Annotated in this window: 25 protein-coding genes; 13 read left to right on the top strand and 12 right to left on the bottom strand. The window is 64.9% G+C overall.

Features of this window, described 5'->3' with window-relative positions:
* Positions 1 to 309: 309 nt before the first annotated feature.
* The gene (locus tag JQ616_RS23325; RefSeq protein ID WP_212018428.1) at positions 310 to 1,158 is read right to left on the bottom strand and encodes a VOC family protein; all 849 of its coding nucleotides are present in this window, start codon (positions 1,156 to 1,158) and stop codon (positions 310 to 312) included.
* Between the two features lie 327 nt (positions 1,159 to 1,485).
* Here JQ616_RS23325 and JQ616_RS23320 point away from each other — a divergent pair, with 327 nt between their 5' ends.
* On the top strand, positions 1,486 to 2,379 hold the full coding sequence (locus JQ616_RS23320) for a sugar kinase (RefSeq protein WP_212018426.1): 894 nt from the start codon (positions 1,486 to 1,488) through the stop codon (positions 2,377 to 2,379).
* A 21-nt stretch (positions 2,380 to 2,400) separates the two neighbouring features.
* Positions 2,401 to 3,336 carry a ribokinase gene (rbsK, locus tag JQ616_RS23315; protein WP_212018424.1) on the top strand — a complete coding sequence of 312 codons (936 nt, stop codon included), beginning with the start codon at positions 2,401 to 2,403 and terminating at the stop codon, positions 3,334 to 3,336.
* A gap of 200 nt (positions 3,337 to 3,536) precedes the next feature.
* Here rbsK and JQ616_RS23310 read toward each other — a convergent pair whose 3' ends face one another.
* A complete protein-coding gene (locus JQ616_RS23310) occupies positions 3,537 to 4,754 on the bottom strand; it encodes an NAD(P)/FAD-dependent oxidoreductase (protein WP_212018422.1) in 1,218 nt (405 codons plus the stop codon).
* Between the two features lie 248 nt (positions 4,755 to 5,002).
* On the opposite strand from JQ616_RS23310, the gene JQ616_RS23305 reads away from it, so the two are divergent.
* Positions 5,003 to 5,794 carry an enoyl-CoA hydratase/isomerase family protein gene (locus tag JQ616_RS23305; RefSeq protein ID WP_212018420.1) on the top strand — a complete coding sequence of 264 codons (792 nt, stop codon included), beginning with the start codon at positions 5,003 to 5,005 and terminating at the stop codon, positions 5,792 to 5,794.
* An 823-nt stretch (positions 5,795 to 6,617) separates the two neighbouring features.
* Here the strand turns inward: JQ616_RS23305 and JQ616_RS23300 are convergent.
* The 4 genes from JQ616_RS23300 to JQ616_RS23285 form a co-directional block, all read right to left on the bottom strand.
* Positions 6,618 to 7,958, bottom strand: coding sequence for a TRAP transporter large permease (locus JQ616_RS23300; RefSeq protein ID WP_212018418.1), 1,341 nt, complete (start codon positions 7,956 to 7,958; stop codon positions 6,618 to 6,620).
* Positions 7,955 to 8,539: a TRAP transporter small permease gene (locus tag JQ616_RS23295; protein ID WP_212018416.1), complete on the bottom strand. Its 585-nt coding sequence runs from the start codon at positions 8,537 to 8,539 to the stop codon at positions 7,955 to 7,957. Before JQ616_RS23295 ends, JQ616_RS23300 begins: the two co-directional genes overlap by 4 nt.
* A gap of 141 nt (positions 8,540 to 8,680) precedes the next feature.
* Positions 8,681 to 9,682 carry a TRAP transporter substrate-binding protein gene (locus JQ616_RS23290; RefSeq protein ID WP_212018414.1) on the bottom strand — a complete coding sequence of 334 codons (1,002 nt, stop codon included), beginning with the start codon at positions 9,680 to 9,682 and terminating at the stop codon, positions 8,681 to 8,683.
* Positions 9,683 to 9,834: 152 nt separating this feature from the next.
* Positions 9,835 to 11,538, bottom strand: a complete 1,704-nt coding sequence (locus JQ616_RS23285; RefSeq protein WP_212018412.1) for an IlvD/Edd family dehydratase — start codon at positions 11,536 to 11,538, stop codon at positions 9,835 to 9,837.
* Between the two features lie 172 nt (positions 11,539 to 11,710).
* Here JQ616_RS23285 and JQ616_RS23280 point away from each other — a divergent pair, with 172 nt between their 5' ends.
* Together JQ616_RS23280 and JQ616_RS23275 are read left to right on the top strand one after the other, a co-directional pair.
* Positions 11,711 to 12,403: a GntR family transcriptional regulator gene (locus tag JQ616_RS23280; protein WP_212018410.1), complete on the top strand. Its 693-nt coding sequence runs from the start codon at positions 11,711 to 11,713 to the stop codon at positions 12,401 to 12,403.
* A 34-nt stretch (positions 12,404 to 12,437) separates the two neighbouring features.
* Entirely contained in the window at positions 12,438 to 13,007 is a 570-nt protein-coding gene (locus JQ616_RS23275) for an invasion associated locus B family protein (protein WP_212018408.1), read from the top strand.
* Here the strand turns inward: JQ616_RS23275 and JQ616_RS23270 are convergent, their stop codons facing one another.
* Positions 13,008 to 13,829: an NAD-dependent epimerase/dehydratase family protein gene (locus JQ616_RS23270; RefSeq protein WP_212018406.1), complete on the bottom strand. Its 822-nt coding sequence runs from the start codon at positions 13,827 to 13,829 to the stop codon at positions 13,008 to 13,010.
* Between the two features lie 113 nt (positions 13,830 to 13,942).
* Between JQ616_RS23270 and JQ616_RS23265 the strand changes: the two genes are divergently transcribed.
* Positions 13,943 to 14,905: an SMP-30/gluconolactonase/LRE family protein gene (locus JQ616_RS23265; RefSeq protein ID WP_212018404.1), complete on the top strand. Its 963-nt coding sequence runs from the start codon at positions 13,943 to 13,945 to the stop codon at positions 14,903 to 14,905.
* A 251-nt stretch (positions 14,906 to 15,156) separates the two neighbouring features.
* Here JQ616_RS23265 and JQ616_RS23260 read toward each other — a convergent pair whose 3' ends face one another.
* Together JQ616_RS23260 and JQ616_RS23255 are read right to left on the bottom strand one after the other, a co-directional pair.
* The gene (locus JQ616_RS23260; RefSeq protein ID WP_212018402.1) at positions 15,157 to 16,590 is read right to left on the bottom strand and encodes an aldehyde dehydrogenase family protein; all 1,434 of its coding nucleotides are present in this window, start codon (positions 16,588 to 16,590) and stop codon (positions 15,157 to 15,159) included.
* 180 nt (positions 16,591 to 16,770) lie between these two features.
* On the bottom strand, positions 16,771 to 19,137 hold the full coding sequence (locus JQ616_RS23255) for a transketolase (RefSeq protein ID WP_212018400.1): 2,367 nt from the start codon (positions 19,135 to 19,137) through the stop codon (positions 16,771 to 16,773).
* Between the two features lie 130 nt (positions 19,138 to 19,267).
* On the opposite strand from JQ616_RS23255, the gene JQ616_RS23250 reads away from it, so the two are divergent.
* The 3 genes from JQ616_RS23250 (at position 19,268) to JQ616_RS23245 (ending at position 21,574) form a co-directional block, all read left to right on the top strand.
* Entirely contained in the window at positions 19,268 to 19,729 is a 462-nt protein-coding gene (locus JQ616_RS23250) for an Lrp/AsnC family transcriptional regulator (protein ID WP_016841346.1), read from the top strand.
* A gap of 310 nt (positions 19,730 to 20,039) precedes the next feature.
* Entirely contained in the window at positions 20,040 to 20,336 is a 297-nt protein-coding gene (locus tag JQ616_RS39380; RefSeq protein WP_249137155.1) for a hypothetical protein, read from the top strand.
* 92 nt (positions 20,337 to 20,428) lie between these two features.
* Complete coding sequence (locus JQ616_RS23245; protein WP_249137154.1) at positions 20,429 to 21,574, top strand: Spy/CpxP family protein refolding chaperone; 1,146 nt, start codon at positions 20,429 to 20,431, stop codon at positions 21,572 to 21,574.
* Positions 21,575 to 21,603: 29 nt separating this feature from the next.
* On the opposite strand, the gene JQ616_RS23240 is transcribed toward JQ616_RS23245, so the two are convergent.
* Entirely contained in the window at positions 21,604 to 21,849 is a 246-nt protein-coding gene (locus tag JQ616_RS23240) for a hypothetical protein (protein ID WP_249137153.1), read from the bottom strand.
* Positions 21,850 to 21,986: 137 nt separating this feature from the next.
* A complete protein-coding gene (locus tag JQ616_RS23235) occupies positions 21,987 to 22,889 on the bottom strand; it encodes a LysR family transcriptional regulator (protein WP_212018396.1) in 903 nt (300 codons plus the stop codon).
* Between the two features lie 104 nt (positions 22,890 to 22,993).
* Here JQ616_RS23235 and JQ616_RS23230 point away from each other — a divergent pair, with 104 nt between their 5' ends.
* The 4 genes from JQ616_RS23230 to JQ616_RS23215 all read left to right on the top strand — a co-directional run bounded on the left by JQ616_RS23230 (position 22,994) and on the right by JQ616_RS23215 (position 25,825).
* Positions 22,994 to 24,202 carry an arabinose transporter gene (locus JQ616_RS23230; protein WP_212018394.1) on the top strand — a complete coding sequence of 403 codons (1,209 nt, stop codon included), beginning with the start codon at positions 22,994 to 22,996 and terminating at the stop codon, positions 24,200 to 24,202.
* A complete protein-coding gene (locus JQ616_RS23225) occupies positions 24,199 to 24,981 on the top strand; it encodes a carboxymuconolactone decarboxylase family protein (RefSeq protein ID WP_212018392.1) in 783 nt (260 codons plus the stop codon). Before JQ616_RS23230 ends, JQ616_RS23225 begins: the two co-directional genes overlap by 4 nt.
* Positions 24,982 to 25,079: 98 nt before the next feature.
* Complete coding sequence (locus JQ616_RS23220; RefSeq protein WP_212019138.1) at positions 25,080 to 25,475, top strand: (R)-mandelonitrile lyase; 396 nt, start codon at positions 25,080 to 25,082, stop codon at positions 25,473 to 25,475.
* Between the two features lie 5 nt (positions 25,476 to 25,480).
* The gene (locus JQ616_RS23215; RefSeq protein WP_249137151.1) at positions 25,481 to 25,825 is read left to right on the top strand and encodes a putative quinol monooxygenase; all 345 of its coding nucleotides are present in this window, start codon (positions 25,481 to 25,483) and stop codon (positions 25,823 to 25,825) included.
* On the opposite strand, the gene JQ616_RS23210 is transcribed toward JQ616_RS23215, so the two are convergent.
* Entirely contained in the window at positions 25,767 to 26,732 is a 966-nt protein-coding gene (locus JQ616_RS23210; protein ID WP_212018389.1) for a LysR substrate-binding domain-containing protein, read from the bottom strand. The two genes, JQ616_RS23215 and JQ616_RS23210, sit on opposite strands and share 59 nt — an antisense overlap.
* Positions 26,733 to 26,780 lie beyond the last annotated feature (48 nt).

The following is a 26,780-nucleotide window of genomic DNA, read 5'->3' as shown; positions in this document are numbered from 1 at the left end:
GCCAAATCGATCGCCCGTGATGCTGAATTGATGAATGTAGCATGACGCACGGCGTTTGAGAACGAATGTTGTCGTGACGGTCATGCGGGAATATTTCTCGCGGTTGCATCCTCCCCGTCATTCCCCGGTGCGCAATTGCGCACCTGAGGGCGCGCCGCCCTTTGGCGAGAGCGCGGAATCCATTCATCGACAGAACATGTTGCTTGCTGGATTCCGGGCTCTCGCTTCGCGAGCCCCGGAATGACGAAGAAAATGGACGCGCTTCCCAGGCACGCACGCTGCCGTGACGACACGCGCATCACCTGCACCCTAGTCTGGCTTTCCCTGCGAGGGCTGCACCAGAAGCGTCGGCACGCCACACGTGCCGTTGCGCACCGTCATCACGCGCGTGCCGGGCTTGCGGCCGGTGCGAATCTCCGAGACGTCGACGCCGGCGGCAAGCAGCCGCGCATGCGTGGCATCGATGTCGGCCACCCGCCAGCAGATGCCACGCAGCCGGTCCGGCGCGTCAGCTTCCGCTTTGCCCGGCCGGTGCGTGACCTCGACGACGAGGTCGCCGCAGCGGAAGAACATCAGCCGGCCCCACTCCGGATGTGACCGATCGAGCGCCATGTCGAGCCCGAGCCGTGCGCCATAGAGCGCGGCGGCGCGTTCCGGGTCCGCGGTCGAGACCACGACATGATCCATCGCGGTGATCAAGGCCTGTGTGGTGCGCACCGACAGCGGCCGCTCCTGCTCCCGCTCCAGGAAGAACATGCGCACGCCACGCGTCGCGTCGGTCGCCGCGCGCGTGCGCTTCCATGACAACGTGGCGCCGCTGGTCTCGTCGCGGCTCTCGACCTCGGCGACCGGCTCGGGCTTCAGGGTCAGCCGGTCGAGCCTGCGGTACGTCTTGGCGATATCGCTGGTGCGGAAGCAGAGGCTCGCAAGCCCCTCGCCCTGCCCGGCGAGCGCATTGCGAATGTGCTGGGCTGCATCGTCGTCGCCGTGCGGCGCCACCAATTCCAACGTGGTGTTGTCGAGCGTGAACAACGTGCGATCCGCGCCACCGCCGCTGTAGCGCCAGGCCGGCGCCCGCGCGAACAGCGTCTCATAGGCGGCGCTGGCCGCCGTGATGTCGCCGGTCAGGACGACGACGTGATCGAGACCGGTAATCATGGCCGCGGCCTCCTCGAATCTGCCGTCATTGTGCGCCTCCTTACCTACCCCGGAACCACGGCCCGCGAGCAGCCGTTATGCCGGATGCCAGGACGACCCCCGGGAATCCATCATCTCTACCTGTAAACCAAGCAGGGTTGCGAATATTTTCAGCAATACCGGCTGACCAGCGGTGCCAAAGCGTTTTCGAGCGAAGTGGACACCGGTTCGCGTGAAGAAAACGCGCAAAAGCTAGAATCTAGAGCTTCGGTTCTGATTTCAATCAGAACCGAAAATGCTCTAGTCTCATCATCGGCCGGGACCACACCAAGCGACGACGGAAAGCGAATGCAGGCTCTCTTCATCGGACAGACCTATATCGACGTCACCTTCATCACCGATCACATGCCAGTTGGCGACGAGAAGCACGTCGCCGACGCCTATGCGGTGTCGTTCGGCGGCAACGCGGTGACCGCGGCGTTCTGCTGCGCCAAGCTCGGCGTCCAGCCGGACCTGATCGCCACCATGGCCAATGACTGGCTGGGACGGATGTTCTGGGACATGGCCGACCGGTACGGCATCTCGTTCCATCCCCGCAAGGTCAACTCCTCCTCGCTGTCCTTCATCATGCCCCATGACGGAAAGCGCGCCATCGTCCGCTGCCGCGACGACCAGCACATCCACCCCTTTCCGCTCTTGAACATCAAGGGCTGCCGCGCGCTGCATATCGACGGCCACCAGCCGGACGCCGCGATCCACTACGCAAAACTCTGCCGCGAGGACGGCATCCTGACCTCGCTGGACGGCGGCGGTTTGCGCACCAACACCCACGAGCTGCTCGCCTTCATCGATATCGCGATCGTCGCCGAGCGGCTGTGCGAGCAGATGGACAAGACGCCGGAGCAAATGCTCGACTATCTCAAGAGCCGCGGCTGCAAGGTCGGCGGCGTCACCATGGGTGAGCGCGGCCTGCTCTGGTATGACGAGGCGGGCGTGGTGCGCACGCTGCCGGCGTTTCCGATCCCGCGTGAACGGGTGATCGACACCAACGGCGCCGGCGACGTCTTCCACGGCGCCTACATCTACTCCTATCTGGCAAACCCGAGCAAAGGCTGGCATGAGCATTTCAAGTTCGCGCGCGCGGCGTCGACCTTCAAGATCCAGAAGCTCGGCAACGAAGCCGGCCTGCCGACGCTCGCCGATATCGCGGCGGTCAAGCAGGAGTTTCGCGCCGAAGCCTGATACGGCTGAATGGGGTTAGGGATGGGGCGCGTCTTCGTCGCAGGCAGCATCAATATGGACGTGGTGGCGACCGCCGAGCGCCATCCGAAGGTCGGCGAGACCGTCGCCGGCGAGGCCGTGCTGTATTTTCCGGGCGGCAAGGGCGCCAACCAGGCCGTGGCGTCGGCCAAGCTGGGTATACCGACCACGCTGGTCGGCCGGCTGGGCACTGACGCGTTCGGCAAGGAGTTGCGCGCATTCCTCACCGCGCAAGCCGTCGATCTCTCCTTCGTCAAGGACACCGACGGCACGCATTCGGGCACGGCGATCATCACCATTGCCAATGCCGACAACACCATCGTGGTGGTGCCGGGCGCCAACGGGCTGGTCGATGCCGATGATGTCGCAGCCCCCGTGGTTGCGAAGGGCGACGTTGCGGTCAGCCAGTTCGAGATCCCGCTGCCGTCGATCGCAGCATTTTTCCGGCGCGCTCGCGCGGCCGGCGCCACCACCATCCTCAATCCGGCTCCGGCAAAGCAGGCCGACAAGGCGCTGCTCGATCTCGTCGATGTCCTGATCCTCAACGAGACCGAGCTCGGCTTCCTCACGGGAACGGAGCTGCGCGACAGTGACGCCCCCTCGCGCTTTGCCGAGGCGGCGCGCGCGTTGGGGCAAGGCAAGATCGTCTGCGTCACGCTCGGCAAGCGCGGCGTGCTGGCGCTGGTCGACGACCGGCCGCTGCTGGTGCCGGGACGCGAGGTCAAGGCCGTCGACACCACGGGTGCCGGCGACTGCTTCGTCGGCGCCCTCGCCTCACAGCTCGCCAGCGGCAAGCCGCTCGGCGACGCGCTGGCCTACGCCAACGCCGCCGCCTCGATCTGCGTGCAACGGATGGGGGCGGCGCCGTCGATGCCTACGGCGGAGGAGGTTAGCGCCGTTCTTTCCACGAGTCGTCCCGGCGAAGGCCGGGACCCATAACCACTGACGTCAATTGTTGGGCAACGCTGGAACGACCAACCCCGTAATACAACTAAGGCCGCGGAGTATGGGTCCCGGCCTTCGCCGGGACGACGAGGTTGTTAGTGCGTAGGGTGGGCAAAGGCGCTTGCGCCAGTGCCCACCGTCAAGCGCACTGCTCGTGATAGTGGGCACGCTGTCGCTTTGCCCACCCTACGCGCTCAGCTCAGCGCACTCTTCAAATCAAAGCTCGCATCCGCGGCCTGCTCCGGCATGATCGAACCGCCGGCGCCGAGCAGCCGGCGGCCGAACATGTGGTCGCCGGCGCGATTGACCGACTCGATGCCGAGCAGTCTGTCGCCGCGATAGCAGAACGCCGAGAACGCGCCCTGCGCACGGTCGCCGCGCACCACGACGCGGTCGTAGCCGGTGGTGAGACCGGCCATCTGCAGCTTGTCGGGACCCTGGTCGCTCCAAAACCATGGCAGGCCGTCATAGACCTCGGTCTTGCCGGTCAGCCGCGATGCCACGCAGCGCGCATGGTCGGTGGCGTTCTGCACCGACTCCAGTCGCAGCGATCCGCCGAAGCGCTTGCTGGTGTAGAGCGCGCAATCGCCGATCGCGGAGACATTCGGATCGGCGGTCAGGAGATGCTCGTCGACGATGATGCCGGATGCGACCGGCAGGCCGGCCTCGGCGGCGAGCTCGACATTCGGCAGCACGCCGACGCCGACCACGACGAGATCGGCCGGGATGTGCGTACCGTTGCTCAGGCTGACGCCGGTGACCTTGGCACCATCGGCCTCGATCGCCGTGACCTGGACGCCGAGATGAATCCGGATGCCGGCCGCGGCGTGGCGCGCCTGCGAGAACTCGGAAATCTCCGCCGTCACCGCCCGCGCCATCACACGGGAAGCGAGTTCGACCACATCGACTTCGAGACCCTTGGCCCGCGCGGTGGCGGCGAATTCGAGCCCGATGAAGCCGGCGCCGATCACGACGACGCGCATGCCGGGTGCGATCAAGTCGCGCAGCGCCTGGCTCTCATCCAGGATGCGCAAATAGCGGACCGCGTCGAGCTTGGCGTTGGGAATATCGAGCAGCCGGTTCCGCGCGCCGGTCGCGAACACCAGATGGCCGTAATCGAGCGAGGCGCCGGAGGCGAGCGCTACCTTCCGCGCATTGCGGTCGATCGCATGCGCCCGATCGGTGATCAGCTCGATCTTGTTGTCGTCGTAGAATTTCTCGGGCCGGAACATCAGGGTCTCGGGCCCGCCGGTGCCCTTCAGATAGGCCTTCGACAGCGGCGGCCGCTGATACGGCAGATGGCCTTCGTCGTTGAGCAGCGCAATGCGCTCGGAAAAGCCCGCCTGGCGCAGCGACGCCGCGAGCTGGAAGCCGGCATGTCCGGCGCCGACGATGATGACCGAGCCTGTCATCGGAACAACCCAAATACGCGCGAGCAGGAGTGACCCATGCCGTTTCCTCTTGTCGATGTTAGCTTGCTTGCCCCGTCCCCACAGCGCTCGTGTCTGCGTACCGAAGGCGCGGGCCATTTGGCCCCATGGCTCGCGCCGATGCAAGGGGGTCTCCAGCGATTCTGGGCCCGCCGCGGCGCCGGGGCGGATTGCCACGGCTCCCGGCAAGGCCTTAAATGTCCGGAAATAACAAGCCCAAGGTCTTCAATATGCCAGCACCCGCCTCCCCGAACGACCCCGCTTTGCTCCGCATCGACGGCGCCATCGCCACCATCACGCTGAACCGGCCGGCCGCGTTCAATGCGATCGACATGACGATCGCCAAAAAGCTCGAACAGCTCAGCGCCGAGGTCGAAGCCAACAAGGACGTCCGCGTGCTGGTCATCGAGGGCGAAGGCCGCGCCTTCTGCGCCGGCGGCGATCTGCAGACCATCGGTGCTGCGGCTGAAGCCAACAACGTCACGCCCGTGGTCGGCGACATGCTTCATCACTACCATGCCTTCATCGAGACGGTCCGGCGGATGCCGAAGATCGTGCTGTCCAGCGTGCATGGTTCGGCGGCCGGCGCAGGCATGGGCCTCGCCTTCGTCACCGACCTGTGCATCGCCGCGGAGGATGCGCGCTTCACGCCCGCCTATGCCAAGATCGGCGTGTCGCCGGATGGCGGCAGCACGGTCGGCATTGTCGGTACCGTCGGGACCCGCCGCGCGCTGCAGATCTTCCTCGCGGAGGACGGCTTCACCGCGCAGCAGGCCTATGAATGGGGCCTCGTCGTCAAGACCGTGCCGGCGACCGAACTGAAGGCCGCCACCCGGCAACTCGCCGAGCGCCTCGCCAGGAATCCGCCCGCCGCGATCGCGGCAACCAAATCACTGGTCTATCAGGCTGCCACCACACCGACCAAACAGCAGCTCGAAGCCGAGGAGCACAAGATCATCGCGACCATGCATACCGATGATTTCCGCGTCGCGGTGAAGAAGTTCACCAGCAAGTCGAAGTAGGCACGCAAAGCATGGCTCGAGGTCCCTTCGATTGATCGAGCCATGCTTCCCTGCGTTTTGGGGCGCGGCCGGCAGGCTGCTTAAGCTAGCGAGCTCCTGGTCGCTTGAGTTCGGCGACCTCATGCTTCTCCCCGGCCAACTTGCCGGCGACTAACAAGCTGCTGCAATGCCATCGAGCTTCTCTTGGTATCCAACCCAGGAAAATTTTGGTGCTCGTGCACTCCGAATAGGTTCTGTAGGTGAGTGTGTCTCTGCAGGTTGACGAGAAGGCTGAGACTGAATTTTCTCCCCCCGAAGAGCTACATCCAACCCAGGGGACGTCGCCGTGCCTGATGCTCGTTTCGCAACCACCGTTGCAACTGCTGCTGGCCTTCTCAAGCTTGGCGAGCTTGCCCAATACTGTGTCTGGCCCAGCCGACGACGTTTGAGCCGTTGACGATCGCGTTTCAGCGGCTGGTGAAGTCCGGCGAGATGCAACTGCGTTTGCCACCTGCTTCGGCCCATGTGGCCTTGCCACCTGCTTCGGCGCTTCGATCGTGATGCTGGGAAGCGGGGCGGCGGAATTCGTTTGCGACACTGCTGTACCGCTGAAGCTGCACAGCAATGCAGTCGACAGAATAGTGACGGCTGACGGCGCGACTAGGCTTGACGACAACCTCATGACACATTCCTCCCAATCCGGGACGGAACAGCCGTCCCGGTGAATGTAACGTAGCAAATATTGCGCATTCGCGCTACCGGGGGTTGAAACGCCATCTGACGACATCTGACAATGACTCGCGATCGACTTGTCGGGCGCCGCCATAGCTCTATTGCGCGCGTACTAGTTCGGACAGATGTAGCCCTTGCCGCCGGGTGCCTTGAAGCAGCCGACCGATTCCGGGATCACCTGCTTGGGCAGCCACAGCACGACCTTCGGGAAATAGATCGTGAAGCAGATCGTGACCAGGAACACGACATAGATCGGCAGCGCCGCCCGCAGCGCTTTGGCAAAGCTGATACCGACGAATTTCGAGGCCATCAGCAGCACCAGCCCATAGGGCGGCGTGATCAGGCCGAACGCCAGCGTCGCGATCAGCACCACGCCCATATGGACGCCGTTGATGTCGCCGGCCTGGGTCAGCGCATTCACCAGCGGCATGAAGATGATGATGGTCGGTACCGGCTCGATGAAGTCGCCGACCACGGTGAACAGCAGCACCATCAACAGCATGATGAGGTGCGGATCGTTGCCGGCGATCGAGGTGATCCAGTCGGCGATGTAGATCGCACCACGCAAATAGGCCAGCATCCAGCCGAACGCGTTCGCCGCGCCGATCGTGATCAGCGGCAACGAGAAGATCAGACCGGCGAGGCAGAAATCGTACGGGATCTTCTTCAGGTGTCCGCGGTTCAGCGCCGGGATCACCACGATGATGATGTAAGCGACCGCGACCACGCCGGCCTCGGTCGGCGTGAACCAGCCGGTCAGGATGCCACCGAGCAGGATCACCGGGATCATCAGCGGCAGTGCGGCGTCACCGGCGGCAAAGACCACCTGGCGCAGCGGCGCGCGCGGCTTGCGCAGGCCTGACGGCCCGAAGAAATAGCAATAGATCATCAGCCCGAAGCCGATCATCAGCCCCGGCACCACGCCGGCCATGAACAGGCCGGCGATCGAGACGTTGCCGACCGCGCCGTAGACCACGGCCGTGATGCTCGGCGGCACCAGCGCCGCAATCGTCGAGGCCGAGGCGATGATCGCGGCGATGAAGGCCGGCTCGTAACCCTCCCGCCGCATCGGGCCGCCGAGTGCCCGGCTCATGACGGCGACATCGGCGGTGGTCGAGCCCGACATTTCCGAGAAGAACATGCTGAACACGACCACGACCTGCGACAGCCCGCCCCTGATATGGCCGACCAGTGAGACCGACAAATTGGCGATACGGACCACGACATTCGCCGAGCTCATGAGCTCGCCGACCAGCAGGAAGAACGGGATCGCCAGCAGCGCCTCGGAATCGACGCCGTCGAAGATCTTCTGGATGATCGCGGCCAGCGACACGTCGGAGAGAATCGCGCCAACGAACACGCCGGCCATCAGCGAGAACGGCACGGGCACGCCGAGATAGCCGAAGAACAGGAAGCAGAACGACATCAGCGCCAGCACGACCGGTGCGCTCACGACTGCACTCCCGTCGCCGCGCCGGTGCTGATCGCTGGGATCGCAAGATCGTCGTCCGGCGGCTCCGGATGATCAAAGCCGTTGCGGACGCCGTTGACGAGCTGCTCGATCGTGAACAGACCGATCAGGACGCCGGACAGCGGGATCACCGCATAGAGCGACGCGATCGGCGTGCCCGACGGCAGGCGGAAGCTGCCGAAACCGCGCAGGTAATTCTGATAGCCATACCAGACCAGGCAGAACGCAACCCCCAGCACGACGATGCGAATGATGATCTCGACGAATGTCCGCGACCTGCCATGCATCGCCTCCGAAATCGCCGTGAGATAGAGATGATCGTTGCGCCTTGTCGCGGTCGCGGCACCGATGAAGATCGCATAGATGAACAGCGTCGAGGTCACTTCCTGCAGCCACAGCCAGGGATGGCCGATGGTGCGGGTGACGATGTCGGCGGTCACTGAGAGCGAGAAGCCGAAGCACAGCAGGCCACACAGCAGCATCAGGACCAACTCGAGCCGGTCGAGCGCGCGCCATTTCAGATGCCGCTGCCGTTGCAGCACCAGTCGGTCGGCGATGGCCATGGCTCAATATTCCTCGTCGTCCCGGCGAAGGCCGGGACCCATAACCCCCGGCTCGAGCTGCTTGTAGAAAGTCGGCGACCTAATCGCCCAACTGAAAGGCCGCGGCGTATGGGTCCCGGCCTTCGCCGGGACGACGCTTGTTCAATTGATCCCACGGATCAAATTCTTGATCTTCTCCGCATGCGGGCCGAGCTCCTTGGCGAGCTTGTCGAGATAGGGATCGGCGATCGCGGTGAATCCCTTCTTGTCGACGTCCTCGACCACCTTGACGCCGAACGACTTCAGCTTCGTCGCCGCGGCCTTTTCCAGTTCGAACGCCTTCGCAGGCTCCTTGGTGCTCACCTCGTTAGCCGCCGTCGTCACCCAGCCCTTTTGCTCGGCCGAAAGGCTCTGCCACAGCTTGTCACTGATGAACAGCAGCGCATTGTTTGCCTCGTGCTCGGTCATCGAGAGCACCGGCGCGACTTCGTAGTGCTTGTTGACGAGGTAAACGTTCACGCTGTTCTCTGCCGCATCGACGACGCCGGTCTGCAACGACGTGTACACGCTGCCGAACGGCATATGAACGGTTTGCGCCCCGTAAGCCGGGAAGATCGTGTCCTCCGTGGCCGTGGCCTGAACACGGATCTTCACGCCCTTGAGGTCGCTGACGTTATGGATTTCCTTCTTCGCGTAGATGCTTCGCACACCTTGGCTGCCCGTCGCGATGACGTGAAGTCCTTGTGACGTTTCGTCGATCATCGCCTTGATCGCGTCAATCACCTTCTGATCGGCAAGGGCCTTCACCACGTGGTTGGCATCGCGGAAAAGAAAGTGCAGCGACATCACCCCCGCCTGCGGCGAAATCGTTGCAGTGTTCGCCGATGAGATGATCGCGAACTCGATATCGCCGGATTTCACCAGTTGCAGCAGCTGCGGCTCCTGTCCGAGCTGCGCTCCCGGATACTGGTCGACGATCATGGTCCCCTTGCTCAATTCCTTGAGCTTGGCGGAGAACATGTCGTAGGCGACGCTGTAACCGGTGTTGAGCTGCTGGTCGTGCGCGAAGCGGTAGTGCTTGACCTCCTGCGCGCGAGCGCCCGCGGACAGCAGCAACGCTGCCGTGGCCATGGCGATCCCGACGATCCTGGCTGAATAGCCCATCGCGACGTTCCCCCTGCTTTTAATTGACGCGATCATCCCACCAGTCTCGCGGGATTGTCAATAAAACAGAGGTAATCAGCTCGTCGTAGGCGCGAACGGGCACCGCATTGCAGAAATTATCGACAATTTGGCAGGACGCCGAACTTTGCGCGTCACTTCCCCTTGGCACGCATGAAGTCGAAATCACAGCCTTCGTCGGCCTGCAGGATGGTCTCGTTGAAGAGATGCGCATAGCCGCGCTTGGCCCAGTCAGGCGTACCGCCCGGCGCGAGCGCCGCGCGGCGCTTCTGCAACTCGGCCTCGTCGACCAGGAGATCGATGCTGCGCTTGGCGACGTCGAGCCGGATCATGTCGCCGTTGCGCACCAGCCCGAGCGGACCGCCAACGGCGGACTCCGGCGTGATGTGCAGCACGATGGTGCCGAACGCGGTGCCGCTCATCCGCGCATCGGAGATGCGGACCATGTCCTTCACCCCGGTGCGCGCGAGCTTCTTCGGGATCGGCAGATAACCCGCTTCGGGCATGCCCGGCGCGCCCTTCGGTCCGGCATTGCGCAGCACCAGCACGTCGTCGGCGGTCACGTCGAGCGCGGGGTCGTCGACCCGCAGCGTCATGTCCTCGACCGACTCGAACACCACGGCACGCCCGGTGTGCTGCAACAGCTTCGGGCTCGCCGCCGACTGCTTGATCACGGCGCCGCGCGGCGCGAGATTGCCGTGCAGGATCGCCATCGCGCCTTCGGACTTGATCGGGTTGGCCTTGGAGCGGATCGCATCCTGTCCCGGCACGTCCTCGGCGTTGGCGACGACCTCACGCAAGGTCTGACCGGTGATGGTCTTGGCGTCCAAGTCGATGAGGTCGCCGAGCTGAGCCATCAGCTTCGGCACGCCGCCGGCATGATGGAAGTGCTCCATGTAGTGCTCGCCCGACGGCTTGAGGTCGACCAGCACGGGGACCTCGCGACCGAGCTTATCGAACGCCTCGAGATCGATCTTGTACGGCGAGCGGTTGGCGATCGCGGTGAGATGGATCAGCCCGTTGGTCGAGCCGCCGATCGCCTGCAAGACGACCTGGGCGTTGCGGAACGACGACGGCGTCAGGATCTCGCTCGGCTTCGGTCCCTTGGTCTTCGCCATCTCGGCGGCGACGCGGCCGCTGGCCTCCGCGGAACGGAAGCGCTCGGCATGCGGCGCCGGGATCGTCGCGCTCATCGGCAGCGACAAGCCGAGCGCCTCGGTGATGCAGGCCATCGTGGACGCCGTGCCCATCACCATGCAGGTGCCGACCGATGGCGCGAGGCGACCGTTCACCGCCTCGATCTCGACATCGTCGATCTCGCCGGCGCGATACTTGCCCCACAGCCGGCGGCAATCTGTACAGGCGCCGAGCACCTCGCCCTTGTGATGGCCGACCACCATCGGGCCGACCGGAATCACCACTGTCGGCAGGTCGGCGCTGATCGCGGCCATCAGCTGCGCCGGCAGGGTCTTGTCGCAGCCGCCGATCACGATCACCGCATCCATCGGCTGGGCGCGGATCATCTCCTCGGTATCCATCGCCATCAAATTGCGCAGATACATCGAGGTCGGATGCGCAAAGCTCTCGGCGATCGAGATGGTCGGGAACACGAACGGCATCGCGCCCGACAGCATCACGCCGCGCTTCACCGCCTCGATGATCTGCGGGACGTTGCCATGGCAGGGATTGTAGTCGCTGTAGGTATTGGTGATGCCGACGATCGGGCGATTGAGAGCATCGTCCGAATAGCCCATCGCCTTGATGAAGGCCTTGCGCAGGAACAGCGAGAAGCCGGCGTCACCGTAGCTGGTCAGTCCCTTGCGAAGTCCGTCGGCCATTTTCTTCTCGTCCCGTGGTTGTTCGACTGCACTTAAGGAGCGGCGGTAATTATTGTCAATATGAGATAATCTGGCGCTAGAGCGGCGCTGCCATGCGGCAAAAACGCCCTCATTATTGACAATAACCGGGCTGCCATGCTGACCTCTGGCATCGATCCGAAGCCGAGAGCACATGAAAGCAGAGCCCACCCTGCCCGAACTCCAGACCCCCTCGCGCGAGGAGGAACAGGCGGAGGTGATCCGCCGGCTGGAGGAGGACATCATCTTCGGCCGCTTCGAGCCTGGCCTGCGGCTGGTCGAGGATACCTTGATGCAGCGCTACGGCGCGAGCCGACATTTCGTCCGCCAGGCCCTGTTCCAGCTGGAACGCCAGGGCATCGTGCTGCGCGAGAAGAATGTCGGCGCCACGGTGCGGTTCTATTCGGCCGAGGAAGTGCGGCAGATCTACGAGGTGCGCGAGATGCTGACGCGCCAGGCCGCGCTGATGATCGCCCTGCCCGCCCCCGACAGCCTGATCGATCAATTGAGCGAGCTGCAACGGCATTACTGCCTCAAGGCCGACGCGCAGGACATGCGCGGCATTCACGAGGCCAACGACGCGTTCCACCTCGCGCTGTTCTCGGCCTGCGACAATCCCTATCTGGTGCGCTCGTTGCAGGACTACATGAACCTGACGCTGCCGATGCGCGCCAAGAATCTCGCCGACAGCGAGGGCCTCGCATTGTCGCGCCGCCAGCATGAATTGATGATCGAGCTGCTGAAGGGCCGCGACAGCTGGGCGCTGGCGCAGCTCTGCGTCGATCACATGCAGTACAGCAAGGCGGATTATCTCGTCCGCATCTCCAACGACAAAAAGCCGCAATAGCGCGATACGCGGCCACCTCGTGAAGGAGACGGCGATGCGCTACGTGGCTTTGTTGGTTGGTTCATTCGCCGCGCAGCTTGCGCTTGGCGGCGTCGGCGTAGCGGCCGATCCGCGCGCCACCGAGCTCACCTATGAGCCCTGGAGCAAGACCTGCCTCACCGAGGCGAGCTGCTTCGTCGCTGCCGCCGCGCGCGGCAAGTGTGCGCCGTCAGGCGGCACCATCAGCATCTCGCCGCAGAGCAGCACGCGCGCGCTGCTCACCGCCAATGTCGGCACGCGGACCATGCTGGAAGGCACGATCAGCCTCCGGATCGATCAGGACGAACCGATGCAGATCGCGAGGACGCACTGCTACACGCTCGGCTGCGGCGGCACGCTGGAGGCCAATAGCGAGCTGATCGAACGGCTCAAGCACGCGCAAGCGATCGCGGTGGAAGCCAAGAACCTGACCGGGCAGAAGATCAGTCTCAGCTTCCCGCTCAGCCACTTTTCCCAGACCTATGACGGGCCCGGAAGCGCACCCAAGGCTTCCGGGAAAAGCGCGAACGAGCCGCAACGCGAGCACACCGAGGCGGTGAAGCAGCTCCCGCAGTGCGAGGATTGATCACTTCTTCCAGTCGATCACTCTGGTTCGGTCGCCGTCGAACTCCATGCTGCAGAACGCGCCGCCCTGGTAGTAATCGCCGACCGGATCCGGCGGCAACTTGGCCTGCTCGGCCATCGCGTGCTCGCGAAACTCTTCGCCACGGCCGGTCGGGCGATAGCCGAGATCGTAAGCGCGGTGATTGTCCCACCACGAGCGCTCATTGTAGGAGGCGCCGTACAGCACCTCGAAATGGATATCGGGGTGCTCGAGCCCGATGCGGCAGAGCTGCACCAGATCTTCCGGCTTGAGCCAGATCGACAGCCTGCGGTGATCGAGCGGCGCCTCGCCGAAATTGCCGATCCGGATGCAGGTCACCTTGATGCCGTGCTTGTCGGCATAGAGCGCGCCGACGCCCTCGCCGAACACCTTGCTCACGCCGTAACGGCTGTCCGGCCGCGCGGTGACGTCGGTGCCGATGCGGTGATGCCGCGGATAAAAACCGACGGCGTGATTGGATGAGGCGAAGATCACGCGCTTGACGCCCTGCTTGCGCGCCGCCTCGAACAGGTTGTAGCCGCCGATGATGTTGGCCTGCAGGATCGCGTCCCACGAACCTTCCACCGAATAGCCGCCGAAATGCAGGATGCCGTCGACGCCCTCGCAGATCGCCTCGACCTGTGCGAGGTCGGCGAGATCGGCGGCCTTGAATTTTTCGTTGCTGCCCAGATCGGAGGGCGGCTTGATGTCGCTCAGCAGGAGGTCCGGATAGATCGGCGGCAGCAGCTTGCGCAGGCTTGTTCCGATTCCACCCGATGCGCCGGTCATCAATATGCGTGGCATGCCGTCCCTCTTCTGTCCTGATTGCTGCGATCGAATTGCGGTCGCAAGCCGACAATGATAGCAAACCATGCGCTCAAGGAAACACCATCGAAACACAACAACGAGAACAGCAAATGTCCGATGTTCATTCCGCCGGCTGGCGTCCCGCGACCTACTATCCCGATCCCGCGATCCACGCGCTCGACCCTCGCTTCGAGAAATACTGGCTGAAGCTCTCCGCCATCGAGCGCATCGCCACCGGCCTGCGATGGGCCGAAGGACCGGTGTGGTTCGGCGATGGCCGCTATTTGTTGTGCAGCGACATCCCGAACCAGCGCATCCTGAAATGGGAGGAAGAGACCGGCGCGGTCAGCATCTTCCGCAAGCCGTCGAACTTCGCCAACGGCAACACCCGCGACCGCCAGGGCCGGCTAATCACCTGCGAGCATGGCGGCCGCCGCGTGGTGCGCACCGAATATGACGGATCGATTACGGTGCTGATCGATAGCTTCGGCGGCAAGCGGCTGAACTCGCCGAACGACGTCGTGGTGAAATCCGACGGCTCGGTCTGGTTTTCCGATCCGACCTTCGGGCTGCTCGGCAACTACGAGGGCTACAAGGCCGATCCCGAGATCGCGCCCAACGTCTACCGGCTCGATCCCGAAACCGGCAAGGCCACCATCGTCGCCGAGGGCGTGCTCGGTCCGAACGGGCTGTGCTTCTCGCCGGACGAGAAGATCCTTTACGTCGTCGAATCCCGCGGCGAGCCGAACCGCAAGATCCTGGCCTATGACGTCGCAGTCGACGGCAAGACGATCGCCAACAAGCGCGTGTTCATCGATGCCGGCCCGGGCACGCCCGACGGCATGCGCTGCGACATCGACGGCAATCTGTGGTGCGGCTGGGGCATGGGCGATCCCGAGCTCGACGGCGTCGTGGTGTTCGCGCCCGACGGCGTCATGATCGGCCGCATCGCGCTGCCGGAGCGCTGCGCCAATCTCTGCTTCGGCGGCGTGAAGCGCAACCGCCTGTTCATGGCGGCGAGCCAGTCGATCTACGCGCTCTACGTCAACACCCAGGGCGCGCTCGGCGGTTAGACCTTTTCGTCGTCCCGGCCTAGTGCGCAATTGCGCACGGGGGCCGGGACCCATAACCACAGGGTTGCGTTGTTGAAGCAAGCTTTGGCCTGCAGCGCGTCACAACAATGTCCGCTGGTGGTAGTGGGTCCCGGCCCCCGTGCGCAATTGCGCACTAGGCCGGGACGACCATGAAATATGCATCCCAAAACGTCTGACGCCGGAGCGGTGATCCGCCCCGGCGCCAAATTCGCGTCTCTCGCAGCTTCAGCTTACGCGGCGTTGTAGCCGGCGACCGCCTTGGCCTCGAGATATTCTTCCAGACCGTAGCGGCCCCACTCGCGACCGTTGCCGGACTGCTTGTAGCCACCGAACGGCGCGGTGCGCTCGTTCGGCACGCCCTGCAGGTTGACGTTGCCGGCGCGGATCTGGCGGCCGACGCGGCGCGCGGTTTCCACGGTGTCGGCCGAGACGTAACCGGCGAGACCATAGGGCGTGTCGTTGGCGATCTTCACGGCTTCAGCTTCGTCCTTGGCGCCGAGGATGGTCAGCACCGGTCCGAAGATTTCCTCGCGAGCGATCGTCATGTCGTTGGTGACGTCGGCGAAGATCGTCGGACGGACATAGAAGCCCTTGTTGACGCCCTCGGGCAGGCCCGGGCCACCGGCGACCAGCGTTGCACCCTCGTCGATGCCCTTCTGGATCAGCGCCTGGATCTTGTCCCACTGGCCGCGGTTGACCACCGGGCCGATCGTGGTGCCGTCGGCACGCGGATCACCGGCCTTGGTCTTGTCGGCGACGCCCTTCGCGATCGCAGCCACTTCCTTCATCTTGGAGAGCGGCACGATCATGCGCGACGGCGCGTTGCAGGACTGGCCCGAGTTGTTGAACATGTGCATCACGCCACCGGTCACCGCCTTGGCGAGATCGGCGCCGTCGAGGATCACGTTCGGTGACTTGCCGCCGAGCTCCTGGCTGACGCGCTTGACGGTCGGCGCCGCACGCTTGGCGACGTCGACGCCGGCGCGGGTCGAGCCGGTGAACGAGATCATGTCGATGTCCGGATGCTCGCTCATCGCTGCCCCCACCTCCGGGCCGAGGCCGTTGAGGAGGTTGAACACGCCCTTCGGCACGCCGGCTTCATGGAGGATTTCCGCGAAGATCAGCGCCGAGGTCGGGGTGAACTCCGACGGCTTCAGGATCATGGTGCAGCCGGCGGCGAGCGCGGGCGCGACCTTGCAGGCGATCTGGTTGAGCGGCCAGTTCCAGGGGGTGATCATGCCGACAACGCCGACCGGCTCGCGCACGATCACGGCGGTGCCCATGGTCTCCTCGAACTCGTACTTCTTGAGCACTTCGAGAGTGTTCATCAGGTGGCCGAGGCCGGCGCCGGCTTGCAGCTTCTCGGCCATCGGCAACGGCGCGCCCATCTCGTCGGAGACGGCGGCGCCAATCTCCTTCATGCGGCCCTTGTAGACCTCGACGACCTTGGTGAGCAGCGCGATGCGCTCCTCGCGGCTGGTCTTGGAATAGGTCTCGAAGGCGCGCTTGGCGGCGGCAACTGCCTTGTCGACATCGGCCTTGGAGCCGAGCGCAATCTCATACATCGCTTCTTCGGTCGCCGGGTTGACGACCGGGGTGGACTTGCCTTTGACGACGGGATCGACCCAGGCGCCGTCGATGTAGAATTGCATACGATTGACCATCGGAAACCTCTTGTAGGGGGCGTATGGAATTGGGAACGGAAAGCGTTCGGCAGGCATCCTTGCACGAAAGCAGGGCGAATTGAACCCGCCATATGCGGGGCGCGGCTCGTGCACGCCCACGGCATATAATGTCGCTGCTGCACCGGTGGCAAGACATGCCACCGTCCCACATCAATCGCCTTACACCGCCATCTTGCGATGTCGCACCGGGGCGCCGGCCGACACGGTTTCGGCCGCATCGATGATGGCGTTGGCGTCGATGCCGTAGTGGCGGTAGAGGTCGCCGATCGTGCCGGTCTGGCCGAAATGCTCGACGCCGAGCGCCTCGACGCGGTGGCCGCGCACGCTGCCGAGCCAACCGAGCGAAGCCGGATGGCCGTCGATCACGGTCACAATGCCGCAGTCGCGGCCGAGCGGCGCCAGCATGCGCTCGATATGACTCAAATGCTGCGCGCCGCGGCGATCGCGACGCAAATTCCGCGCCGCGGACCAACCCGCATAGAGCCGGTCGGCCGAGGTTACCGCCAGGAGACCGACATCGCGGTGGCTCTCGCCGATCAGGCCGACCGCCTCGATCGCCTCCGGCGCGACGGTGCCGGTATAGGCGATCACGATGTCGCAGTTCGGGCCCGGCTTGCGCATCCAGTAGGCGCCCTCGGTGATGTCGCGCTGCAGGTCCGGCGTCATGATCCGTTGCGGCTGCTCCAGCGTTCGCGTCGAGAGTCGCAAGTAAACCGAACCACCCTCGGCGCCCTCGCGCTGCATGTGGCCAAAGCCCCAGCCCATGATCACGGCAAGTTCATCGACGAAGGCCGGATCGAACGAGGCGAGCCCATCCTGCCCCATGCCGATCAGCGGCGTCTTGATCGACTGGTGCGCGCCACCTTCCGGCGCCAGCGAGATGCCCGACGGCGTCGCCGCCACCATGAAGCGGGCGTCCTGGTAGCAGGCATAGTTCAGCGCATCGAGGCCGCGCTCGATGAAAGGATCGTACAGCGTGCCGACCGGCAGCAGCCGCGCCCCGTTGATCTGCTGCGACAGGCCGAGCGCGGAGAGCATGATGAACAGATTCATCTCGGCGATGCCGAGCTCGAGGTGCTGACCCTTCGGCGAATATTCCCAGGTGTAGGCCGACGGGATCTTCTCCTGCCGGAACAGATCGTGGTTCTCCGCCTTGGCGAACAGGCCGCGGCGGTTGACCCAGGCACCGAGATTGGTCGACACGGTGACATCAGGCGAAACGGTGACGATGCGCGAGGCGAGTTCGCTGTCACCGCGCGCAAGCTCATGCAGCACGAGACCAAAGCCCTGCTGCGTCGACATCTGCGCGGAGGCCTTGAAGGCCAGTCGCTCCGGCACGTCGATTTCCGGAGCCGAGAGACGGCGGCGGCCCTCGCGGTTGAACGGCGCATCGGCCAGGAACGCTTCGAGCTTCGCAGGCTCCTGCGACAGGCCCTCGAACTTGTCCCACTCGTGACCGGTGCGGATGTTCTGCGCGGTGCGCCACTTCTCCATCTGCGCCACGGTCATCAGGCCGGCGTGGTTGTCCTTGTGGCCCTGCATCGGCAGACCGACGCCCTTGATGGTGTAGGCGATGAAGCAAACCGGACGATCGTGATCAACAGCCTCGAACGCCTCGATCATGCTTGCCATGTCGTGGCCGCCGAGATTCGACATCAGCGCCAGCAATTCGTCGTCGCTGCGCCGATCGATCAGCGCCGATACCTCGCCCTGGTCGCCGATATCGTCGCGCAGATGCTTGCGGAACGCAGCACCGCCCTGGAAGCAGAGCGCCGCATACATCTGGTTCGGGCAATTGTCGATCCAGCGCCGCAGCGCCTCGCCGCCGGGTTCGGCGAACGCCTCCAGCATCAGCTTGCCGTATTTCACGATCACCACGTCCCAGCCGAAATTGCGGAACATGGTCTCGAACTTGGCCCACAGCCCCTCGCGCACCACGGCATCGAGCGACTGCCTGTTGTAGTCGACCACCCACCAGGTGTTGCGCAGGCCGTGCTTCCAACCTTCCAGCAGCGCCTCGAAGATATTGCCCTCGTCCATCTCGGCGTCGCCGACCAGCGCAATCATGCGGCCTTCGGGCCGGTCGTTCATCCAGCCATGCGCCTTGACGTAGTCCTGCACCAGCGAGGCAAACAGCGTCTGCGCCACGCCGAGGCCGACCGAGCCGGTGGAGAAGTCGACATCGTCGACGTCCTTGGTGCGCGACGGATAGGACTGCGCGCCCTTGTAGCCGCGGAAATTCTCCAGCTTGTCACGGGTCTGATGGCCGAACAGATACTGGATCGCATGAAACACCGGGCTCGCATGCGGCTTCACCGCGACGCGGTCCTGCGGGCGCAGCACCGAGAAATACAGCGCCGACATGATGTTGGCGAGCGACGCCGACGAGGCCTGGTGGCCGCCGACCTTCAGACCGTCGCTGGAGGGCCGCACATGGTTGGCGTGATGGATGGTCCACGACGACAGCCACAGCACCTTGCGAGCCAAGGCGGACAGCAACTCGAGGCGTTCAGGCGCAATTCCCATGGCAGGGCTCCCAGCGATATTCCCGATGTTACTGCCGGCTGCGCCGCTGAAAATCTCAATTCCACGCGACAGCACAGGAAAAATTGGGATAAATTCCCACGATCCGGCCTCAACTGACGAGTTCATCCCAATGCCTGCCCTCGACGCGATCGACCGCAAGATCCTGAGTCTGCTCCAGACCGACAGCCGCATGACCATGCAGGAGCTCGCCGACAAGGTCGGACTGTCGGTGTCGCCGTGCCACCGCCGGGTCAAGCTGCTCGAGGAGCGCGGCGTGATCTCGCGCTACATCGCTACCGTCGACCAGAAATCGATCGGGCTGCACGTCTCGGTCTTCATCTCGATCAAGCTCGCGCGGCAGAAGGAGGAAGACCTCAACCGCTTCGCGCGCGCGATCTCGAAATGGGACGAGGTGCTCGAATGTTATCTGATGACCGGCAACCGCGATTATCTCTTGCGCGTCGTCGCCGCCGACCTCTCCTCCTATGAAGCATTCCTGAAGAACAAGCTGACCCGCCTCGACGGCATCGCCTCGATCGAATCGAGCTTTGCGCTGAGCCAGGTGAAGTATTCGACGGCGTTGCCGGTGTAGGAAAGGTGGCTGGGAGCTTCGCTAGCGCCACAACCTCACCGTCGTCCCGGCCTTCGCCGGGACGACGGTGAGTATTTGGCACGGCCAACGTTCTATCGCCGTCGGACAGCTCGGTGTCATCACCCACCCGACAAATAACCGCATCGCCGTTGGAACCCGGCAGCGGCGTGGGATGTTGACCTTAGGCATCACTGAGTATCCGAAGGGTGAGGACACATGCTGACGGCCGCCCGCAGCAAATATTCCGTGTTGGTGTTCGCCGCGATCATCGCAGTGGCGGCATCGGCTGCGCTTTTCGCAGGTCGTGCCGATGCCGCTCGCGGCGGCGGAGGCCATGGCGGTGGAGGTGGAGGTCATGGCAGTGGCGGCTTCCATGGTGGCGGTGGTGGATTTCATGGTGGCGGCGGCTTCCACGGCGGCGGCGGATTTCATGCTGGCGGTGGCGGCTTCCACGGCGGCGGGTTTCACGCCAGCGGCCCGCGCGGCGGCGGTTTTCACACCATTCGTCCCGCAGCAGGAGCCGGGACGAGGTTTAGCGGCAGCTCTGCCGCACGCCGTTCTCAATTCCGCCCTGCCGCGCATGCCGCACGCTCTGCGCCGAGCTTAGCCGCACGCCGTGCTGCCGCCTCGCCCGCCGCGATGCGGCACAGTGCGAGCGTCGTGGGTCACTCGCTGGCCTCGCGCCAGATCCGAACCGCGATGAGCAGACCGGGCGGCTTGCGCAACCCGATGACGCGCGCCGCCATCACGACCGCCGCCGCCGGAGCCGCCCTGGGTTATCGCAATGGCGACGGTTGGTGGCGTCATCCGCACGGTGGCTATGGCTGGGTCGGCCCGGTGTTCTGGCCCTACGCCTATTACGACCTCTATGACTACACCTGGTGGGGCTGGGGCTATGATCCGTACTTCTGGGATTACGGCTATGGTGATCTTTATGCCGGTCTGTTCGGTCCCTATGACTACGATGCACTGAGCGGCTATGCCGACTATTTGCCCGGCCGCGCCGGTCCTCCGCCGACGACAGGCCGATCCAGCGCACGCGCGCAAGCCACCACCCTTGCCGACATGTGCGGCAGCGACCGAAGCGATATCGCGGGCTTCCCGATCGAGCAATTCCGCAGCGCCATCCAGCCCAATGCGGAGCAGAGCGCGGCGCTCGACGAGCTCGCCAGCGCGTCGCAAAAGGCGTCCGAGACCATTCTCAATTCCTGTCCCAAGGACGTGCCGCTGACCGCGCCGAGCCGGCTCTCCGCGATGCAGCAGCGCCTCCAGGCGATGCGCGACGCGGTCGGCATCCTGCAACCCGCGCTCGATAAGTTCTATGGACTGCTCAGCGACGATCAGAAAGCCAAGGTGACGGCGTTGGCGGCGGATCAGCACCGCGGCCAACGTGAAGCGACGTCGGACAACGCCACCTGCAACACGGCGCAGCCTGCCGCCATCTCATGGCCCGGCGACATCATCGATCGCGACGTCAAGCCGACCGACGCACAGCGGGCGAGCCTCGACGCCCTGCGAGACGCGGCAACAAAGGCCGAGGACACCTTGAAATCATCCTGCCCGCCCACCGATGCGCGCACGCCGCCGGCACGCCTTGCAGCGGTCGAAGCCCGACTGGATGCCATGCTGCAGGCGATCGGCACGGTGCGCCCTACGCTGGATACGTTCTACGCTGCGCTCAGTGACGAGCAGAAGGCCGCGTTCGACGCGGTCGGCCCCGAGCGGGACGGCGGGCGGACCGCGATGGCCGCAAGCAGCGACGAACCTCCGCGGGGCCGTCATCGCCACCACCATCATCATGGTCCGAATATCGGAGGCATGATCTTCCGGATGATCGGCCTGTAAGGCGCATCATCCCCGCGCATCCGCGGCCGTTACGGCGCGATCCAGATGCCCATCACGATGATGACAAGTGCGACGGCGATCACCACCATGTCCGTCGTGAGCCAATCGGGCATTCCCTTTGATGGCTGCTCGCTCATGTCCGCGACTCCTTCTGTTCGCGTCGAGCCGACATGCTGAAACGGATCGGCGCGAACGAAGATGAACTGGTTCACATATCGGCGCGGCAAGCGGTCGCTGCGAATTTCGCGCATTTGCGCGCGCTCAAGTTGCGGCATGCGATTGACTTGCCGCCCAGGTTTCTGAACATGTTCGACAACGAAGGCGGCTGCAGCAATCAGTAGCAGATCATCGCGCAGCGTGCAGACGGATCGCGCAACAATGCAGACGTGCCGCGATGCTCAACAGCCCCGCCTCAGCTCTTCCCGCGATATCTCAATGCGTCGACCAGCAGCGAGAATGCCGGCGACGCCTGCCGCCGGCTTGGATAATACAGGTGATAGCCGGAGAACGGCGGGCACCAGTCGCCGAGCACGCGCACCAGGTGACCGCTCGCCAGCTGCGGCTTCGCCTGCCCTTCGGTCATGTAGGCGAGACCAAGCCCGTTGACCGCGGCGCTCAACAGCGTGCCGGAGCCGTTGAACACCAGCTGGCCCTCGACACGCACATTGAGCTCCCGCCCGTTCTTCTCGAACTCCCACGCATAGAGCCGGCCGCCATGGGTCGGCAGGCGCAGATTGAGGCAATTGTGTTCGGTCAATTCCTGTGGCGTGCGCGGCTTCCTGCGCGTCGCGAAATAGTCGGGCGAGCCGACCACCGCCATGCGCAGATCCGGACTGACCCGCACCGCGATCATGTCCTTTGCAACCAGCTCGCCGGGCCGGATACCGGCGTCATATTGCTCGGCGACGATGTTGGTGAGACCATAGTCGATCACGACTTCCACCTTGATGTCGGGGTATTTCGGCAGGATCTTGCGCAATGCCGGCATCAGGATCGCCTCGGCGGCATATTCGGTCGAGGTCACGCGGATAGTGCCCGCCGGCTTCTCGCGCAGTTCACCAAGCGCCGCCAGCTCGCCATCCATCTCGTCGAACTTCGGGCCGATGGTGCGCAGCAGCCGCTCGCCGGCCAGTGTCGGCGCGACGTTGCGCGTGGTGCGGCTCAACAACCGCACGCCGAGGCGTTCCTCGAGCGCCCGGACGATCTGGCTCAGGGCCGATTGCGACAGCCCGAGCTGAGCCGCGGCGCGCGTAAAACTCCGCTCCCGCGCCACCGCGAGGAAGACCAGCAGGTCGCTGGCGTTGTCCCGGTTCATTGATAAGCCTGGTTGATAAATCCATGCGGATTTTATCATCTAATCGGGGGACGGCGGAAGCCCTAGCTTGCACGCCAGAGATTAATCGAACCCGTTGTCCGCCCATGTCCGTCACGACGTCACCGATCCCGGTCGCCGAACCGTCGATCGCCGCAACACTGTTCCCGATCGTCGCCGTGATCTTCTCCGGCTTTCTGGTGATCGGTCTCGCGATGCCGGCGCTGCCGCTGCATGTTCACCAAGGCCTCGGCTTCGATACCTTCGTGGTCGGCCTCGTCGCCGGCAGTCAGTTCGCGGCATCGCTGATCTCGCGCTTCACCGCGGGGCATCTTGCCGACACCAGAGGCGTCAAGCGCGTGGTGATTGCCGGCCTGATCGCGGCCTCGGTCGCGGGGCTGCTTTATGGCCTGTCGCTGGAATTCGTCGACATGCCTGCGTTCTCGCTGGCGATCCTGCTGCTCGGGCGGGCCATCCTCGGCGGCGCCGAGAGCTTCATGGTCGCGGGGGCGTTGAACTGGGGGCTGGCGCTGGCCGGCCCCGCCAACACCGGCCGCGTGATGTCGTGGGTCGGCACCGCGATCTATGTCGCCTACGCGGCCGGCGCGCCGGCGGGCAGCGCGCTCTATGCGCGTCACGGCTTCACGGCGATTGCGTTTGCGACCATGCTGATCCCGCTGCTGACGCTATTCGTTGTCGCACCGCTGCGCGGCATCGCGCCGTCACGCCATGCGCGCCCGGCCCTGACCAAGGTGCTCGGCGCAATCTGGCTGCCGGGTCTCGGCATGGCGCTCTCCAGCGTCGGCTTCGGCGCGATCACCACCTTCGTCGTGCTGCTGTTCGCGCGCAACGGCTGGAACGCGGCATGGCTGGCGCTCTCGCTGGTCAGCCTCGGCTTCGTCATCGGGCGGCTGATCTTCGGCCACCTGCCCGACCGCATCGGCGGGCCGCTGGTGGCGCTGGTCTGCATCCTGATCGAGGCGGCCGGACAGGCGCTGATCTGGCTTGCCACGATGCCGGTGCTGGTGTTCGCAGGCGCCGCGCTCGCCGGTCTCGGCTATTCGCTGGTCTATCCCGGCTTCGGCGTCGAGGCCGTGCGCCGCGCACCACCCGAGAGCCGCGGGCTGGCGATGGGGGCCTACACCGCCTGCCTCGATCTCACGCTCGGCGTCACCACGCCGCTGCTCGGTCTGATCGCGGGCGTCGCGGGCCTCAATGCGGTGTTCCTCGCGAGCACGCTGGTCGTGCTGAGCGGGGCGGTCATCGCGCTGTGGCTGATCCGGACAGCCGGCCTGTCGCACAGGAGCCTGCCATGAAATTGATGACAACAATCGCCGGCGCGATTTGCCTGGTCGCATCTGGACCGTCCGCGGCCGAGCTGACAACACAGGGAGCAAGACCAATGACCTCGATCGAAGACGTCCGTGCCGTCGCACCGGCGCTGGAAGATTATCGCAAGACCGTCGTGCTCGGCGATCTCTGGAAGCGTGAGGGCCTGTCGCCGCGCGACCGCAGCATCGTCACGCTCGCAGCGCTGATCGCGCGCAGCCAGACCGTCGAGCTCGCCGACTATCTGAACCTCGCGCTCGACAATGGCGTGACGCCCGCTGAGATCTCCGAGATCGTTACCCACCTCGCCTTCTATACCGGCTGGGCCAATGCAATGTCGGCGGTCGCCATCGCAAGCGGCGTCTTCAAGACCCGTAACATCGGCGTCGACCAGCTTCCCGCCGCGTCGGGCCCGCCGCTTGCGCTGGACGAGGCGGCCGAGGCGCAGCGCGCGACCCGCGTCGGCGAGCAATTCGGCAAATTGGCACCCGGCCTCGTGCAATACACCACCGACGTCCTGTTCCGCGATCTCTGGCTGCGGCCTGGGCTGGCGCCGCGCGACCGCAGCCTGGTCACGGTCAGCGCGCTGGTCGCGACCGGACAGGTGGCGCAGATCACCTATCACCTCAACCGCGCGATGGATAACGGCCTGACCCCAGCGGAAGCCGGCGAGACGATCACGCAGCTCGCCTTCTATGCCGGATGGCCCAACGCATTTTCGGCGCTGCCGGTCGTCAAGGACGTGATCGAGAAGCGGCCGCGATGACGACGATGTCGCGACGCGGCCTGCTCACGGGCGCCGCCGCCGGCTTCACCGCACTGACGAACATCGGTGCGACATCAGCAAAGGAAAGGATCGACACAATGCAGATCACCCGCAACGGCTCACGTCCCTCTGGCAAAGGTCCCGAGGCCTGGTTCACCGGCACGGTGCGCGTCGACCCGCTGTTCCAGGTCGGCGACCCGGCACGCCTCAGCGGCGGCCAGGTGACCTTCGAGCCCGGCGCCCGCACCAGATGGCACACCCATCCGCTCGGCCAGACGCTCGTCGTCACCTCCGGCCTCGGCCGGGTACAATGCGAGGGCGGTCCGGTCGAGGAAATCCGTCCCGGTGACATCGTCTGGTTTCCGCCCGGCGAGAAGCACTGGCACGGCGCGTCCGCAACGACCGCGATGACGCATATCGCGATCACGGAATCCCGCGACGGCAGCAACGTCGACTGGCTGGAAGAGGTCAGCGAGGCGCAGTACCGGGCATGATTCCGATGCCCCAGGCACCGGCGATGCCGCATGCGCCCGGCATTCCCTGCGTCCACATTGCCGAGATCGAGATCGACCCGACGTACCGCCAGGCCTACATGGCCGCGCTCAACGACGAGATCGCGACCGCATTGCGTGTCGAACCCCGCGTCCTCGTCCTGCACGCGGTACCGGACCAGGTTAATCCGGCCCGTTTCATCGTCTTCGAGATGTACGCCGATGTCGCTGCGTACCAGGCGCATCTCACGACGCCGCACTTCATGCGCTACAAGTCGGCGACGGCGCACATGGTCAAGTCGCTGAAGCTGACCGAGGCCTTCCCCGGCGCACCGGAGCCGAAGGCGTTGTGAACCGGCGGCCGGGATGGCCACCCGGGGCGATGCCGGGTGCCAATCGTCCGACGATCCAGTCGCGGAATGCCGACAGCGCGGGCTCGTCGGCGAGCCGTGCCTCGTATTGCAGCACGAAGTGACGGCGGGTCTGGCGCACCCTGGAATGCGCGAACACGACCTTGCGGCGTGCGAGGTCGGGCGCCAGCAGCGCCTCGATCGCCATCGCAACGCCCATGCCGGCCGCGGCCGCCTCGATCGCAAGGCCGACGCTTTCAAAGCTGCTGCCGCCCTGCGCGGACACGCCGCCGAGCCCGGCGTGATCGAGCCAGCGGCGCCAGTCGTCGGGCCGCGGCCGCGCATGCAGCAGCGGCACGGCGGCGAAATCGAGCGGACCGCGCTTCAGCCAGCGCGGCGCACAGACCGGCACGGTCGCGATCGGGACCAGCGGATGTGTCACCAGACCGGGCCGCGGTGCGCCGTCGGACACCGCGATGACGGCATCATAGCGGCCAGGCAACAGATCGAGCGGATTGGGCGAGGTGTGCAAATCGATCGCGAGATCGGGATGCGTCGCTCGGAGCTCCGGCCAGATCGGCAACAGCAGCCGCGAGGCGACGAAGCCGTAGACGCCGATCGAGAGCGGCCGCAGCCGCGTCAGCTTCACGCCGCTGACACCGTCGGCGATGCGATCGAGACCCTCGCGCGTCGCCTGCGCCAGCGCCTCGCCGGCGCTGGTCAGGATGAGGCCGCCCGGCTGCCGCAGGAACAGCGGCTTCTGCAACTGTTCCTCCAGCGCGCGGATGTGCCGGCTCACCGCGCCAGGCGTAACGCCGAGCTCTTCGGCGGCCCGGGTCATCGACAGATGCCGCGCCACGGCTTCGAAGGCACGGATCGCATGCAGCGGGGGTAGGCGGCGCCAGGACATCGATCGACGACGGCTCCTTGTTGATTGCGGCTCCGATTGAGTATGACT

The sequence above is a fragment of the Bradyrhizobium tropiciagri genome, assembly GCF_018130545.1.
GTDB lineage: Bacteria > Pseudomonadota > Alphaproteobacteria > Rhizobiales > Xanthobacteraceae > Bradyrhizobium > Bradyrhizobium tropiciagri_A.
This window is presented reverse-complemented; position numbering and strand designations above follow the sequence as displayed.

What these genes read in the sequence shown, in the direction of transcription:
- JQ616_RS23290 (WP_212018414.1), bottom strand. Translation starts at nt 9,682, where the DNA reads ATGGGCTATTCAGCCAGGATCGTCGGGATCGCCATGGCCACGGCAGCG.
- JQ616_RS23245 (WP_249137154.1), top strand. Translation starts at nt 20,429, where the DNA reads ATGAGCAGACCGGGCGGCTTGCGCAACCCGATGACGCGCGCCGCCATC.
- JQ616_RS39380 (WP_249137155.1), top strand. Translation starts at nt 20,040, where the DNA reads ATGCCGCTCGCGGCGGCGGAGGCCATGGCGGTGGAGGTGGAGGTCATG.
- JQ616_RS23310 (WP_212018422.1), bottom strand. Translation starts at nt 4,754, where the DNA reads ATGACAGGCTCGGTCATCATCGTCGGCGCCGGACATGCCGGCTTCCAG.
- JQ616_RS23320 (WP_212018426.1), top strand. Translation starts at nt 1,486, where the DNA reads ATGCAGGCTCTCTTCATCGGACAGACCTATATCGACGTCACCTTCATC.
- JQ616_RS23275 (WP_212018408.1), top strand. Translation starts at nt 12,438, where the DNA reads ATGCGCTACGTGGCTTTGTTGGTTGGTTCATTCGCCGCGCAGCTTGCG.
- JQ616_RS23215 (WP_249137151.1), top strand. Translation starts at nt 25,481, where the DNA reads ATGCCCCAGGCACCGGCGATGCCGCATGCGCCCGGCATTCCCTGCGTC.
- JQ616_RS23265 (WP_212018404.1), top strand. Translation starts at nt 13,943, where the DNA reads ATGTCCGATGTTCATTCCGCCGGCTGGCGTCCCGCGACCTACTATCCC.
- JQ616_RS23280 (WP_212018410.1), top strand. Translation starts at nt 11,711, where the DNA reads ATGAAAGCAGAGCCCACCCTGCCCGAACTCCAGACCCCCTCGCGCGAG.
- JQ616_RS23210 (WP_212018389.1), bottom strand. Translation starts at nt 26,732, where the DNA reads ATGTCCTGGCGCCGCCTACCCCCGCTGCATGCGATCCGTGCCTTCGAA.
- JQ616_RS23260 (WP_212018402.1), bottom strand. Translation starts at nt 16,590, where the DNA reads ATGGTCAATCGTATGCAATTCTACATCGACGGCGCCTGGGTCGATCCC.
- JQ616_RS23220 (WP_212019138.1), top strand. Translation starts at nt 25,080, where the DNA reads ATGCAGATCACCCGCAACGGCTCACGTCCCTCTGGCAAAGGTCCCGAG.
- JQ616_RS23325 (WP_212018428.1), bottom strand. Translation starts at nt 1,158, where the DNA reads ATGATTACCGGTCTCGATCACGTCGTCGTCCTGACCGGCGACATCACG.
- JQ616_RS23240 (WP_249137153.1), bottom strand. Translation starts at nt 21,849, where the DNA reads ATGCCGCAACTTGAGCGCGCGCAAATGCGCGAAATTCGCAGCGACCGC.
- JQ616_RS23225 (WP_212018392.1), top strand. Translation starts at nt 24,199, where the DNA reads ATGAAATTGATGACAACAATCGCCGGCGCGATTTGCCTGGTCGCATCT.
- JQ616_RS23285 (WP_212018412.1), bottom strand. Translation starts at nt 11,538, where the DNA reads ATGGCCGACGGACTTCGCAAGGGACTGACCAGCTACGGTGACGCCGGC.
- JQ616_RS23250 (WP_016841346.1), top strand. Translation starts at nt 19,268, where the DNA reads ATGCCTGCCCTCGACGCGATCGACCGCAAGATCCTGAGTCTGCTCCAG.
- JQ616_RS23295 (WP_212018416.1), bottom strand. Translation starts at nt 8,539, where the DNA reads ATGGCCATCGCCGACCGACTGGTGCTGCAACGGCAGCGGCATCTGAAA.
- JQ616_RS23255 (WP_212018400.1), bottom strand. Translation starts at nt 19,137, where the DNA reads ATGGGAATTGCGCCTGAACGCCTCGAGTTGCTGTCCGCCTTGGCTCGC.
- JQ616_RS23230 (WP_212018394.1), top strand. Translation starts at nt 22,994, where the DNA reads ATGTCCGTCACGACGTCACCGATCCCGGTCGCCGAACCGTCGATCGCC.
- rbsK (WP_212018424.1), top strand. Translation starts at nt 2,401, where the DNA reads ATGGGGCGCGTCTTCGTCGCAGGCAGCATCAATATGGACGTGGTGGCG.
- JQ616_RS23235 (WP_212018396.1), bottom strand. Translation starts at nt 22,889, where the DNA reads ATGAACCGGGACAACGCCAGCGACCTGCTGGTCTTCCTCGCGGTGGCG.
- JQ616_RS23305 (WP_212018420.1), top strand. Translation starts at nt 5,003, where the DNA reads ATGCCAGCACCCGCCTCCCCGAACGACCCCGCTTTGCTCCGCATCGAC.
- JQ616_RS23270 (WP_212018406.1), bottom strand. Translation starts at nt 13,829, where the DNA reads ATGCCACGCATATTGATGACCGGCGCATCGGGTGGAATCGGAACAAGC.